This is a genomic window from Gelidibacter sp. F63206 (genome assembly GCF_023015735.1).
In genome coordinates, this window is the sequence record NZ_JALKAU010000088.1 from 1 (window position 1) to 15,820 (window position 15,820).

At 39.9% G+C, this 15,820-nt stretch carries 5 protein-coding genes; 1 reads left to right on the plus strand and 4 read right to left on the minus strand.

The genetic code is table 11. The features are described 5' to 3' along the window. From MWU32_RS05170 to MWU32_RS05180, 3 genes are all read right to left on the minus strand, one after another. A partial coding sequence (locus MWU32_RS05170; protein WP_246938289.1) for a hypothetical protein occupies positions 1-953 on the minus strand: 953 nt, incomplete at its 3' end. A gap of 1,068 nt (positions 954-2,021) precedes the next feature. Beyond that, positions 2,022-5,153: a LamG-like jellyroll fold domain-containing protein gene (locus tag MWU32_RS05175; protein ID WP_246938290.1), complete on the minus strand. Its 3,132-nt coding sequence runs from the start codon at positions 5,151-5,153 to the stop codon at positions 2,022-2,024. 1,056 nt (positions 5,154-6,209) lie between these two features. Further along, positions 6,210-6,971 carry a hypothetical protein gene (locus MWU32_RS05180; RefSeq protein WP_246938291.1) on the minus strand — a complete coding sequence of 254 codons (762 nt, stop codon included), beginning with the start codon at positions 6,969-6,971 and terminating at the stop codon, positions 6,210-6,212. 913 nt (positions 6,972-7,884) lie between these two features. On the opposite strand from MWU32_RS05180, the gene MWU32_RS05185 reads away from it, so the two are divergent. Further along, positions 7,885-8,214 carry a GIY-YIG nuclease family protein gene (locus tag MWU32_RS05185; protein ID WP_246938292.1) on the plus strand — a complete coding sequence of 110 codons (330 nt, stop codon included), beginning with the start codon at positions 7,885-7,887 and terminating at the stop codon, positions 8,212-8,214. Between the two features lie 331 nt (positions 8,215-8,545). Here MWU32_RS05185 and MWU32_RS05190 read toward each other — a convergent pair. Further along, positions 8,546-15,820 (minus strand): HYR domain-containing protein (locus MWU32_RS05190; RefSeq protein WP_262914714.1); only part of this gene is annotated, 7,275 nt, incomplete at its 5' end.

Below are 15,820 nucleotides of genomic sequence, written 5' to 3' on the forward strand. Positions count from 1 at the left end.
ACGTGGGCCACGGTAACTGTTCCGAGACAGTTGTCCGCTTCATCGGTGACCACGCTGACATCGGGAGCTGGTACCTCACCGGCACATTCTACAGTTATGGTTGCGGGATTAGAAGCCGTTGGATTGGTCACATCCACAACCGTCACAAGCACAGTACAAGTATCCGTTTGACCTATAGAATCCGTAACTGTAAGGGTTACTGGTACTGGTGTTCCAATATCATTACAATCAAAAGTATCAATATCAATTACTAATGTATCAATTCCAAAATCATCGGTGGAGCCGTCATCAATATCATTTGCAGTAATGCTAGCAGTGCCTGTTGCATCTAATGGAACGGTAAGTTCAGTTACACAATTGGCTACTGGGGGATTGTCAACTCTAAAAGTAGCAATATAATTTGCACCCCCATCATTTGCATACCTTGTTCCTTCTAAGTTCGTACCAATAGGATTGGTTTCATCAACATCAGCATGCGTGTAAATTTCTAAAAAGTAATCGCCAGAATCGAGACCATTCAACACGTTTATATTGGCTGTTAATGATTCCCATACTTGATTTTGACAACCAGGACCGGCACCAACTATATCTTGAGACCAAAACAATTCAGTTGAGGTAAAACCAGGTAAAGGTAATGGGCTAGCGGGTTGGTAAATACGATAGTCTAACCATCCATTGAAAATATTATGCGGTAAACATTTAAAGGTTTTATTTTGACCACCGCTTAAGATTAGGGTGTGTAATGGATTAGAGGTGGCAAAAGTGCCAAAGTCATGATTTCTAAAATCAGGGTTAGTTGTATTGGCTTGTAGGTCATAATATATATTGCCGTTATTACTATCGTTCAAAATGACATAGCTCTCATAAATTCCTGAACTGCCCTGCCCAAAAGAAACCCCAGCCATAAACATTAGCAAAACCAATTGCGGAAAGTAGGAGTAATGTTTTTTCATATACAATAGAATAATGTTAACACAAAACTCTATTCCAAGTGTTTTATCATTGAAATAGTGAGGCTGAAATTGCTAGTAACCACTCGGAGAGGGTTATAAAGATAAGGCTAAGGCGAACATTGAAGAAAAGTAATCGTTGAAATGCTATTATAACCTTTGACGGTGTACATCAGGAATAAAGAGGCATTGAATTAATGCCTATAAGGATTTAATAAGTTGAAAAACAGAGAAATCAAATTAATTTTACCATGTTGGTATTTGAGCGTATCTACAAGTTCTATCAATTAGAAAATATTGCTTTGTTACCCACGGATTTTAATTGGCTTGAGTTCATTAACCGATGAGGCTGTTAGAATGTCTTAAATAAGCTTTATGACTCAGAATTGTCAAAGAAGTCAAATTTGTAATTTAATTTAAAAACACCCACGAATCAATTGAATTCCTTCCTCCTTATCGGGATTCAATGGACGAACTTGTTCCGATTTTCGAGACAAATTTAATCTCAGACAAGAGTTCAAAAGACCTGTCTTTATGACAGGTACGTGGAAGGGCTATTCATTCCATAACCTATCTAAAACCAGGAATTTAAAAATTGAGAAATTTAATAATTTTATATATTTTACAACTACTTCGACTCCCTGTCGAACAGAAAGGTCTTCGATTCCTTTATGGGAATCGAAACTACTCTTCTTCAAAAGAAGGAGAAGTTTGGATGTTAGCTAAATCTTTAAAATAGTTATTTAAAAGCCTCCCAGATTTTGATCCCGATGGCTATCGGGACTTAGAGGTTTGATTCCATCAAACCCTGCAATTTCATATAATCTTGGTCTACTATTTATACTCTATATACATCTATAAGTTTTATCGTATTAGTGTCATCCGTAATCCAGACAAATCGGGTGGTGTCGAAAAGACCACTTAGCTATGCAAAAATCATCGTTGTCTGTGTTCCATCAAATCTGTGTAAATCCATCAAGTCAGCGTCATCCGTGTTCCATAAAAAAATCGTCTACCCCTTATGAAAGAATAGACGATTGATAATCATTGTTTGGTTAAACTTGTGAATTATTATTGAATGACCACTTTCTTGTTATAACTGTTGGTACTCGATTCTACTTGAATAATATAATTCCCTGAAGCAATATCCTTTACCGCGATTTTAAATTCACGTGAATACTGAGTGTCCGATATACTCCAAGTTTTGACCGTTTGTCCAACCATATTGATCAGAGACACTTGACGTACATTACTGCTTTCAGGTGTGTTCACGTAGATCTCAGCAGTTTTTTGGAGATACTTCACACCAATTTCCTTAAATTCTTGATCAATGGTCGATAAGGTTGAATGCTTTCTGAACACGATAGAAAAACGATCTTTGTATTGACCAGCCTGCATTGACATTTGAAAATTACTATCGTTGATTTGGGTATAGGTATTCAATTCAGAATCATAGACAAAAACATCAATAGGGGCATCAAAATTTTCCAAGCCGGTTAAAGCGAGGGCAACGTTTCCATCAATCTTTAAAGACATATCTAATGGATATTTCTTATCGATATCAAAAGCACCAACCCCTTGGATCACAAACTTTTGATCCTCTATGGCGAAAGAAAGATCACTTGGAAAGTCATCACTGTTCAAACCATCATATCCGTAGTCAATACCATCGGTAGCGGAATTATCAGGTGTAAAGCCCAACAACAACGATCGTGCGGCACCTTCCGGTGTTGTAAATTCCAAGCGCACGCGCTGAATGGCATCAGCATTGGCCGCTCTTTTTTGAACCTTTGCCGAACCATTTTCAGGTGTTCTTAAAAACACAGATTCTCCGTCTTTTTCTTTAGCAAATTTCCGTTGGCCATTATTAAATTCAATATTGCCACCTTTATCGTTGATTTCTACATAAAATCCTTGACCTACGGGAATATAACGTCCCGGAGTCTTGAATGCATTACCTGAACCTGCAATCCCTGAAGGTGCAGATGAGCCTACCGGAGGTCTTGCTGCTGCTACCGCACCCGTTTTCACATAGTAGGAATAGCGTCCTTGATAGGCAGCAAACACATGCGTTTTCCCTTCTGGCGATTGTTCCCAGAATTGCAATGCACTACCAGGCTTAAGGACCTTCGCATTGTCGTCAAAAAACTGATTGGCATCAATTGCTGATGGATAAGGGTTGCCTATCACCACCGCATGTTTTGGTCCGCCAACAGCAATATGGATGGTTCCATTATTAGGTTGTCCTTTAAACGTATAGTTTTTATCTGCAGCATTATAAGCTCCAGCACCTTTCATCAAAAATCCGAGGCCAACTGGTACTTCTGTTTTCTGATTAATACGTTTCCAAACATTATAATTATCGGCATTTCCGTTATAAGTATATAACCATCGTGTACTCAAGGTTACTGCTGGTGTGGTTGGGCTGCCGTTATTGCCTGAAGTCCATAGCACTGGCAAATCGCCATCATGAAGAACACCACCCACGCTAAATGTTCTTGAATTTGCTGATCCAGCTGTGCTTACTGGGCTTCCCCAATAGTTATAATTGAACATATTACCTGTTCCTTGTTGATCGCGCATTAAAATACCCGTACCTGTGCCAAGAACACTGTTCTTTCCTTGAATTAATTGCGATTCGCCCACCAATTCCAAAACAGCACCTTTACTTATGTTCAGATATTCTGAAACCTCTAAACTTTGCCCGTCCGATAAATCATTATTTTGAATGGTCAATTGGTTGGCATCAACCAAAAGTCCTGCTACTTTGATGTTTTGACCAGTTACAGCGACATTATGGCCAATCTTTACAATATTCCAGTCTACTAAAGTCTTTCCGTCAATACCAATGGAATTGGGTGTTTGTTGAACCCTTCCATTTTTCCAGGTATTGGCCTGGGTCCAATCACCATCTTCTGTAGTGGTATAAGGTAATGGCGCAGATTCAAGTTGCATCGTTTTCATTCCAATCAATACTCCAATAGTACCCAATCCTGAATTGTCGGCCAACTTGCCAGCAGAAATATCGATCCCATGATTCATTCGGTAATAGCCCTCCAAGTCATTCCATTTCAAATCTGAAACATCAAGACCAAGGACAGAGCCGCGAACAGCAGTGCCGTTTTTCTCAATTTCCTGGTTCATCATCTCACGGATTTGAACTTCTGTCAAGCCCTTATTCCAGATACGTACTTCATCCATGGAGCCGTTATAAAAGTCTTGGGTATTGTTGCGCCAATTTCTATTAGCACCAAGTAAAGCGTCAGAAGAGCTATATGTTGGTGGTATTCTCCATCCCTTTTTTGCAACTTCAATTCCATCAATATATAAACGGTAGTTAAAACCATCATAAGTTACGGCTACATGATACCATCTGCTGTTATCCAAAATATGAGGAGATTCAATCCCAATTACGTCCCAATTAAAACTGAGTTTTCCATTGGTCAAGCTTATATCATAGCCACTTAAAATATTAGAACCCCGTTTTGAAATTAAAGTTTGTTTTGGTGAAGCGCTTACGGTAGGCTTTATCCATAATTCAATACTAAAATCGCTCCAAAAATTGAATTCGTTACCAAAATTGACATAGCTTTCTTTACCATCAAAACCGATAAGGTTTGTTGGCATTGGCATTCTGTAATACACTGTAATTTGCATATAATTAACCTCTGCAACCAAATTCTTTTTGGGAGCGGTAATTGCAAAAACAACTCCGAAATCATCAGCGTTTATATCTGCTGGTTTCCATTCCGTAGCCCATAGATCGGATGGGCCTCCATAGGTAGTTTTCTCAAAATCCTTGCTCCAATTAGTGTCTAATTTCGCTTTGTTAGATCCAGTAATAGATCCTCCCTTTACTAATCTAACAATGACATCTTTTAAATTATTTTTGCCATTATTGCTTGAGCCTTTTTCGATAACAACTTCGATACCCTCTATGATTGCATCAACTGGAATATTAAATCCATAGTTAGTTCCTTTTAAATAATTTGATTCTTCGTTATCCTTTTTAAATGAAATTGCTGCGTACTTCTTGTCATCTTCCTTAATGTGTTCAGGATTTTTCCAATTTTCATTGTTAGTTCCTCTAGGTGAAGATGCTCCATTCCCAGCGTGCTTTGCTTCTGAACTTTGTCCATAAGACATTCCGACGAAAAGCGATAAAAGAATAAAGGGTAATAGGTAGGTGTAATTTTTTTTCATAATCTGTAGGTACTATTAATCCGGAAAAAAATTCCGATTTCTTGTTGGTAAATTTGGTTTGATATAGGACGGAAACGTGGTTAGCCGTTAACGGAGGGAAGCACAAATTTATGGCGACATCCTACAGAATAGCAATAATTTCGATATGAAGTAATTTTAGTCGTCAGATATAATGAACGTGCAGATTTCAACGACCAACCGCACTTTTTTTTGGATGTTTAATGTGAATTGTCGATGTCCTGCAGTCCTATTTATAGGCCGGAAATCGCCAACCAAACTGTACATCAATGATTTATTTTAGTCGGTCAGGAGATGGTTGGATTTATGGATTTAAAGAAGCCATCTCCAAGGTTAAAAGAAGATGGATTTAAGCTCATAACAAAGCTTAAGGCAGAAAAAGGGATAGGTGTTATAAAACCAATTGGCTGAAAAATTCGACGGTATATATTATTGAGTCAAAACCATCTCGCCTGCCGGACAGACAGACAGGCCAGCGTTCTATTCTCGCAGAATAGCAGGTCACGATCATTATACTCCGTGAACCTCCGTGTTATTCTCTGTGCATCTCTGTGTAATAATATCAGCACGTGTCAAAAAAATCAAGGAAATTCGGGTAAGGTAATTTTACATGAGTATTTATAAAAGCTGTTACGCAAAGGGCCACAAACCTGTCTGCCGACAGGCAGAGGAAGCCACAAAGCTTCACGAAGCAAAGGTTTATAGCGGTGAGCTAATAATCCGTGCAATTCCATTCAATATTGGTCTACTGTTTATAAATTATGGATGCGTGAAAGTTTTGTAGTATTCAGGTCACGATCATTATACTCCGTGAACCTCCGTGCTATCCTCCGTGCATCTCCGTGTAATAATATCAAGACGTGTCAAAAAAATCAGTGCAGATCAGCAGAATCAGCGTCTTCAGCGTTCCATCCGTTCCATCCGTTCCATCCGTACCAAAAAAAAATCGTCCACCCTAATTAAAGAATAGACGATTGATATTGGTAGATCCATAAGTATTTATGGACCGGAAATTCAACAGAAAGTTCGCTCACTGATTCAATTAATCAGGATCCGATTATGGCGATAATTTTGATCAGATTCCAGAACGGTTAAAACAACTTGACTCTGAAGATGTGCCATACATAAATTATGGGCATCTGAGTCACCACTTAAGTCGTGCGAACTGATCAATTGGCCTTGCAGCGTGTACAACTTCAAATGGAGTGGCTTGCCTTGGGTTTTGACAAGTAAGGTCTTAGAGTTTTGAAAATAATTTAAGAACACGTCATTTAAAAAATTCTCCTTTTTAGAAAGCATATGATGTGTTTTCTCATTAGAGAAGGTCATAAAAAACCGATCTTGATAAACACCTTTTTCCATGGTCTTTTTGTAACCATCCTCATTAATGTGATGGTAGCTGTTTTCCCATGCATCATAAATGTATATGGGAATAGGATTATCAAAGTGCTCAAGTGCGGTCAAAGAAATCTCAATCGGACCAGAATTGGTCAAAAACATGCCAAATGGATATCTTTTAGACTCATCATAGGCACCCACACCTTGAATCACAAAGCGCTGGGAATCAATCATCCAATTCAGGTCATCTTTAAGCTTATCTCGATTACGGGCATCGTAACCATAATCGATGCCGTCAGTAGCACTGTTATCTCTGGTAAATGCCAGTAATAGGTGACGGACATAGCCTTCAGGAGTTTCAAAATCAATTCGGACACGCTGGATATTGCTTTTGCCATCCGATTGTCCATAAAATGTAAGGCAGCAAAAAAATGCCAAACATAAGTAGGTTAAATTTTTCATATCTATTAATTAATGATTAGGGGTATGGCAAACGTAAAAAATTAAGTGAATTTCAACTACCAAATACGTACATTTTAGATAAAGTGCGATTATCTGTAAGTCAATAACTACATACTATACTATGTTTGAACAAAATTATGTCATTTCCACACATTTTTGAAGGCAACTGGTTCAACTTGAATACTTATGAGATTTGTTTTATGTCACCAATGGATGTATTACTGCGAGATGAGTCATATTAAAAGAATAATGTTTGATACCTAACGCTTAAGCTTTTTTAATTGTTGGCCAAATGTCAGGGTTACAGAGGCATGTCAAGGTAGCGCTTCCGACTATTCGGAACGAACCCCTTTGTTTTTACATATTGTGATTCTACTGAACAATTTCTTTGAAGACCTCTTCGGATTGGCTTAGTAGGACATTATCTCCGTTCACTAAAGGGGTAGTACAAGGCTTGGCCGACAAACGCCCACTTTTAGGAGGGGATGGGGAAGGTCAAATTACTAACCATTGATTCTGTCTTGGCCCCCTGCCCCTAAAGGGGAGAATCGGGATTTGGCTTTTGGATTTGGCTCGCATTTGGACAATGCTCAGGGTGACAGGCAAATGTCAGGGTTACAGCCAAATGTCAGGGTGAGCGCTTCCGACTATATGGAACGAACCCCATTATGATGATCAATTATGTTTTTGCATATCAAGCCCTTCGACTGCGCTCAGGGTGACAAAATGATAATTTATAAATCACGCCATTCGTCTCCGCTCAGGACAGGCTGTTCAGGGTGACAGATCATGTCCCGGTGAGCGCAGTCGCCCCCCTTATCTAAGCTGAACTATAATTTAGCATATTTAACTCTTACAATTGCGCTCAGGGTGACAATAAGATAATTAATAACAATATAGAACGACAATAATTATGTACTACCAATACTATGTCTACATATTAGAATGTTCAGATAAGTCATACTACACGGGTATAACAAACGATTTATCAAAACGGTTGGAGGAACATCAATCAGGCATCAAAAGAGATGCGTACACCTACAAAAGAAGGCCGGTAGAATTAAAATTCCATCAAGAGTTTAATGATGTATTGCAAGCCATATACTTTGAGAAAAAAATAAAACGTTGGACTAGGGCAAAGAAAAAAGCGTTGATCAATGGTGATTGGGATATGTTGCAGATCTTAGCCGAATGCAGAAATGCTACGCACTATAAATATAAACCCGACAGAAAGGAAGAATAGTCCTTTGTGCGCCCTTCAACCGCCCTTCGTCTTCGCTCAGGACAGGCTGCTCAGGGTGACGGTGATATGTCAAGTTGAACGCATAAGAATGTCAGGGTAAGCGCTTCCGACTATTCGGAACGAACCCATTCTTGTCACAAATTGTAACCTTGCACATTAAGCCCTTCGACTGCGCTCAGGGTGACAATATAATGTTTGGGTGATCGTAGCCAAATGTCAGGCTGAGCGCTTCCGACTATTCGGAACGAACACCTTTGTTATCATCAAAAAAAAATCGCCCATTCCTGTTAAGAAATAGACGATTTTACAATGGTTGGTTGGTTAAACCTTTTTAAAATTTAATGATTACTTTCTTGTTATAGCTGTTGGTGTTAGTTTCTACTTTAAGCACATAGTTACCTTCGGAGATATCTTTCACCGGAATCTTAAACTCTTGTCCGAAATTCATATTGGTCATGTTCCATGATCTGACGGCTTGTCCAGCGATATTAATCAAATATACTTGACGCACTTCAATACTTGCAGGCGTCTTCACATAAATTTCATCCGTTTTTTGCAGATACTTCACGCTAATATCCTTAAAGTCCTGATCAATGATATCCAAGGTGGTGTCTGGTTGGAACACGATGGAGAAACGACCGCTATAGTTGCCCGCTTCCAAGTTGGCTTGGAAACTAACCGTGTTGATGCGCGTGTAGGTATCCAATAACCCATCATGTACATAAACATCAATGTCTTCGTCAAAATTCTCTAATCCTGTTAAAGAAAGTTCCACATTTCCAGAGATTTTCAAGGTCATGTCCAATGGATATTTCTTGTTGATGTCAAAAGCGCCTACGCCTTGGATGATATACTTTTTACCTTCTATTAAAAAGGACATATCACTTGGGAAGGCGTCCCTATTTAGAGCATCATAACCATAGTCAAATCCGTCTGTTGCATCATTATTAGGTGTAAACGCCAATAATAATGGTCTTATGGCTTCCTCAGGTGTTTTGAAAGCTAAACGGACTCTTTGGATTTCATAATCGTCTGTATCGTCTCCCGTAGCAGCAGCAACCTTTTTCTGGTTTTCGCTGCCTCTCAAAAAGACCGATTCACCAGATGATTCTTTTTTGAAAACCCTCTGACTGTTTCTGAATACAACCTCGTTGGTCACCTGATCGTCGTCATCGGTAGCCGTTACAAAGAACCCTTGAGCAACTGGAATAAAATACCCTGGAGTCAAGTTACCGGCATCACCTACCCCGCCTATCATATCGCCAGGAAATGATGCTGCAGCGGTACCACCAACTATAGTTAAGGAGGCATAACCGCCCTCATAATCTCTTAAGTAATGAGAATTGTTGGTGGTAGATTGTCTCCAGAAGGTTAATGATCCATCAATACTACCTGTTGAACCTACATTAGCACCCGCTCCTGGTATATTATCCCTGATAAATTCACGGGCGTCAATTGCCGAAGGATATGGGTTTCCAACCAACGTTTGGTTTTCTGTTCCTGCTGACGCTGTTACAGTATTTGTAATGGTCCCATTATTAGGCTGCCCTACAAACGTATAATTTTGCATGGATGATCCATTACCTGCACCACTGCCTTTCATGGTAAAACCTAAACCAAGATCAAAGTTTCCTGTTGCGCCTTTATGGAGCCAAGCAGAATGATCGCCGTTAAGACCCTCAGAATATTCATAAATCCATCTGCTGCTCATTGTATTTGTAGCATTATTAGCATCAGTTCCGCTTGTCCAAGTTATAGCTTGTAAACTATTTGGATCGGTAGCTTTAAATAAAATACTATTCAAGTTATACGTGGTTCCGTCAACATTTACTGGACTTCCCCAATAGTTATAGTTAAATAAACTACCAGATCCTTGTTGATCGCGTTGTAATACACCCGTTCCAGTATCTACAATACTGCCTTCAGGTTGTAATAATTGTGATTCGCCAACAAGATCTAAAGTACCGTCAATTTTGAGGTATTTGGTAACTTCCAAACTTTGGCCATCATTAGGATTAGAGTTTTCGATGGACAAGGTATTATCCTCTACTATTAAACCTAAAACTTTAATGTTCTGATTGTTAGAACTAACGTTATGGCTTGTTCTTACAATATTCCATTCTACAGGAGAACCATTGATACCTACAGTATAAGGGATCTGTAAGACCCCTCCATCTTCCCACGTTGAAGCAGCTGTCCAAAGACCATTGGCTGCAGTATCATAAGGTACGGGAGCAGATTCTGGTTGTTGGGTAGTCATATTTCTTAGTACCCCGTCAACACCTACATTCGCTACTAAATTACCTCCAACAACATTAGGAATACGATTCATTTGATAATAGGCTGTTAAGTTAGACCAATTAAGCCCTGTGCTTACCAACGGACCGGTGGTACTACCAATCACGACACCTCCATCATTTTCTACTTCTTGATTCATCATTAACCTTATTTGGTCAACCGTTAAAGTGGTGTTCCAAATACGCACTTCATCCATCCAACCGTTATAATAGTTGGTTGGTGTATTGTTAGGTCGCGACATGGCACCCAATAAGGTATTGGCAGTATTTGACGCTGGGCTGATAGTTGTATTTCTTGTATTCACAAGAAGACCATCAACATAGAGTCTGTAAGCAGCACCATCAAATGTGACCGCAATATGGTACCATCTACTGGCGGTGATACCACTTCTAGTAACAGAGATGTTATTCGCATGAAATTGGATGCTATTATCAACCAATCTTAAGTCATAGCCTGTGGTCCAATTACCCGCATTACGTTTTGACAGAATAGTTTGAATATTGCCATTTATAGCATTGGGTTTTATCCAAGTCTCGATACTAAAATTGCCAGACAGATTATAAGCATCATTGAAATTCACACTGTTGTCAATTCCGTTAAAGGTCAAATTATCTTCACAATCCAAGAGCGACACAGTAAAAGTATCTGCATCTACGGCACAAGGAGCAGGGTTTGTCAAGGTCCAGGTTAATGTATATTCAGCCCCACTTTCACCAGTAAAAGTTGCATTAGGATCAGTTGTATTAGAAAAGCTAAACACACTGCCTGACGTAACTGCTGTTGCAGACCAGATACCATTAGTACCGTTAGCCGTCAACTGAAGGGTTGTATCACTACAACTTGTAATAGCAGTGGTGTTGCTCGCCGCTGCATTGACGAATGGAATAATGGTCACTATTATAGAATCTGCCGCAGGTGGACATACTCCTGGTGGATCATTAGTGGTATAGGTAAGAGTTACACTACCGTTTGCAATGTCTGCTGCACTTGGGGTGTAAGTAGTTCCGGATATAGTTCCGGGAGTACCACTTGAACTCCACGTGGCTGACGTAGCACTGCCACCAAAGTTAGCCCCCGACAAGTCGAGTGTTTGCGTAGAACAAATAGTTTGATTGGTTCCAGCATCAGCTGTTGCAGATTCATTAAAAGTAAACAATACTGTATCTACACCAGAATTACAAACACCTGCAGGATTACTTGAGGTCAATGTCAAAGTAACACTTCCGGCCGCAATATCTGCTGCACTCGGACTGTATGTGGCATTCATGGTATTTGCATTAGGTGTGAATGTACCACCAGTACTTGAGCTCCACGTTGCCGAAGTTGCTGTACCGCTAAAACTACCATTAAGTGCAATAGGTCCGGCATTACAAACGGTAAGATCAGCACCTGCATTGGCAATTGAGGCAGAATTTACCGTGAGTGTTACGCTATCTGTACTTGGTCCGCAAGGCCCTGCAGGATCATCAGTAGTTATGGTAAGAGTAACATTACCTGAAAAACCACTGTTAGGAATAAACGTTGCTTGCGGATCAAGAATATTACTAAAATTACCACTATTAACTGGCGAGGCTGTCCAAGTCACGCCTGTCGAACTGCTACCGTTTAAAACAAATGGTGTATCATTACATATAGTTTGATTGACCACGCCAGTAGCCACAGTTGGTATTTGATTGATCGTAACCACCATTGCATCACTCACAGATGGGCAAACCCCATCACTTGGCGTATTGGTATAAGTTAAGGTTATTGGGCTGTTTATGATATCAGACGCGCTTGGTGTATATATACCACTACTAAAAGCACCTGTACCTGAGGTCGTCCAACTACCTACTGCCTTTGATCCACCTATGGTTGCCGAAGCAAGACTCACAGTACTTCCGGCACAAATTGTTATATCGTCGGGAGCTGATACTGTTGGGAGTGAGTTAACATTAATAGTTACAGATTCATTCAAATTATTTACTCGACAATTGTTGTTCGGACCAGGGTATAAACTTGATGGATATCTTACGGATGTCAAGTTGACTGTAGTTGTAGCTGCAGGAGTTAGATTCAATACATAAGTACCACTTGCCCCTAAAGATTGCCATACATTCCCACTACCAGCATTATAAAGGATTTCAGCATTTGGAGTACCTGAAAACGTTATATTTGTTGAACCACCTTCACACAAAGTTATATCTGAAGAAGTTATTTCAGCTTCAGGATTTGGGAGAATATGTATTTGCATCGTATCCTCTATTGGACTACACCAAGGTGGAAAACTAAAAGTAGTTTGTAAATCAATAGTGATTATATCTCCAGCTTGAGCAGTGGCAGGGATAGTATATGTACTGGTTTCTGTATAATCATAAATATCTGTGTACCTAAAACACCAACAACCCCAATCCCAATATCTAACATTCCCTAAATAATGAGTAGAAAAAGAACCACCGGCACCATTATCACTCCAGGTCCAGTCATTATAACCCAAGCCACCAGCATTTCCTGCCATGGTTACTTGTGTCGTCCCTTCACATACGTACAAATCTGGTCCAGCATTAATATTAGTTACATTAAAATTTAAAAAGACAGTTCGTGAACCAGTTCGGCTTCCACATGCATTAACTGCATTTACAGTGATAGTTTGAATTCCGGTGAATCCAGAATTGAAATTTATGACGATTTGATTCGTACCCTGACCAGAAGCTATTGATAAACCGCTTGTTACTGTCCAATTATAATTGTCAACAAATGGATCTAAAGGGACAGAATAAGTAGCGGATTGAACAATACATAAAAAAGCAGTAGGACCAGAAATAGTTTGAGTACCAGGACGATCATTGGGCACCTTAATTGTTCCGCTTATTGAATTTCCAGAACCGCAACCCACAGTAGAAACCGAATATTCATAAATACCTGATTGATTAGTAGAACCAGCAATTGTATAGACACCTGTAGCTGAGTTATAGGAGCCAGAAATTCCAGATGGAAGAGCAGGTGTACTAGTTAAAATAGCTCCAGTGGCACCAGAATTCAATTGAAATTGAATTGGAGTCATTGCTGTATTGGTATTACAGACACTTGTATTAGCTGATGGAGAAAGTAAGGTTATTGTCGCATCTGGTCCAACAGTGATCGTTCCTGTTGCTACCGCAGTACCACAACCATCAGGGGTAACCGTATAATTGAACGAACCTATTTGTGTAGATGTACCACTTATTGTGAATACACCATTGTTATATGTCCCAGTGATGCCAGTTGGTACTCCTGATATTGTGGCGCCCGTGGCATTCGTTATATTATAGACAATATCAGTTAAATTACTACCATTACAAATAACTTGATTATTATTTCCGGTTGCTAGACTTATGGTTCTGTCAGGAGTTACTGTCATTGTTAAGCTTTGAGTAGCCGGAACAGGATCCGCACAGGCGGTACTAGAAGACACAGACACTGAAATGACATCACCATCCGCTATCGCATTTGAGCTATAAGAATTTGAATTCGTACCAACCGGAGTACTATTTAAAAACCATTGGTAAGTGGGACTGCCACCATTCGTTAAATCAGTAACGAAGAAATTCAAATTATCTCCGGTACAAGCTGGGTTTGCCGAAGCATTTAAATTAAACGATACCGGAAGCAAAGGACTAACAGTCATCGTAATACTATTACTGGTTATGAGTGTATTACAAGGTCCGGCTGTGATTTCTACATAAACATCATCGCCGTTATTTAGTCCGGTGGTAGTATAGGTGTTGCTATTTGTACCAACTGCGCTCCCGTTTTGATACCATTGGTAATTTGGCATTGTGATTAAGCCTAAATGGCTTGTTGTTGCCTCAAAAGTAACTGAAGTTCCACTACAAATTGGAGAAGCAACACTTGAGGTAATTGTGGCTGTTGCATTTTGAATGTAATCATTAACAGTTACGGTTGTATTACAAGTTGAAGTATTACCGCTTGCATCTGTAACAGTTAAGGTGACGTTGTTTGTACCAATATCTGCACAAGTAAAAGAAGTTTGACTTGCTGCATAGGTTAATGTGCCTCCACAGGCGTCAGAAGAACCATTATTTAGTGATTCTGGTGTAATAGTCGCATTTCCTGAAGAATTTAAAGTCACCGTAAGAGGTTGACAAAGGGCAATTGGCGCTTGGTTATCTTCTACATTTACCACAAACGAACAGGTTGATACCAACCCATCGCCGTCTTCAGCAAACACGTCCACTGTGGTCGGTCCCACAGGAAAGTTATATGGAAAGCTAATTGAAGTACCACCTATTTCATAACTAATGGTTGGAGATCCCGTACAATTATCTGTTGCAGTAGCTGTAAACGATAAAGTTGAATGACACTGGTTAGGATCGGTGTCGTAAGATGCCAAAGGCGTAGGACATGTGATTACAGGTGGTGTGTCGTCCACAACAGTAATGAGTTGATCACAAGTGGCTGTTAAGCCTGCGGTGTCAGTGACGGTCCAAATCACGGTATGTTGTCCTACTGGAAGTGGCAGCATTCCTGCCAAATTGTTAGACACAGAAGCCACTGCACAATTATCATCAGTTGTAGGTGCATCTAGAACTAAAGTTGCGACTTGACAATTTGCATCTGCACTGACAGTTATGTCAACAGGGCATACAATTGTAGGCAATTCGTCATCAGAAACTGTCACGGTAAATGTACAAACACTGGTCAAGCCATTGGCATCAGTAGCCGTATACTCTATAATGGTTGTTCCAATAGGGAAAACACTCCCACTTGTTAAACCTGACGTGTCGGTTTGGGTAACAACAGCCGTCCCGCAATTATCGGTAGCTGTGGGTATTGTAAAATTAACAACGGCACCACAGGTGTTAAGATCATTGCTTAGATTAAAATTTGTAGGACATGAGGTGAAGGTTGGGGGGGTAGTGTCCACAACGTTAACAGTTCTTGTTATTTGTGCGGCAGAATTTCCTACGGCATCCATCACATTATAAGTTACCATATAAGTCCCAACCAGATTGGTATTGACTGCGGATGCGTCAATAATAATGTTTCCTGTGATGTTTCCAAAGCACGCATCGTTTGCGGTGGCACCAAGTTCTGTATATGTAGCACAGGCTTCAATAGTCTGTGGATTTGCGCCCGTAAGCGTAATTGTCGGATCAGTCGTGTCGACTACATTAATGGTTCTGGTAATTTGGTCTGCAGGATTTCCTTCGGCATCCATTACATTATAGGTAACGGTATAAGTACCTACCACAGCAGTGTTTACCGCTGATGCATCTATGACGATGCTGCCGGAAATATCACCAAAGCAGGGATCGTTCGCAGTGGC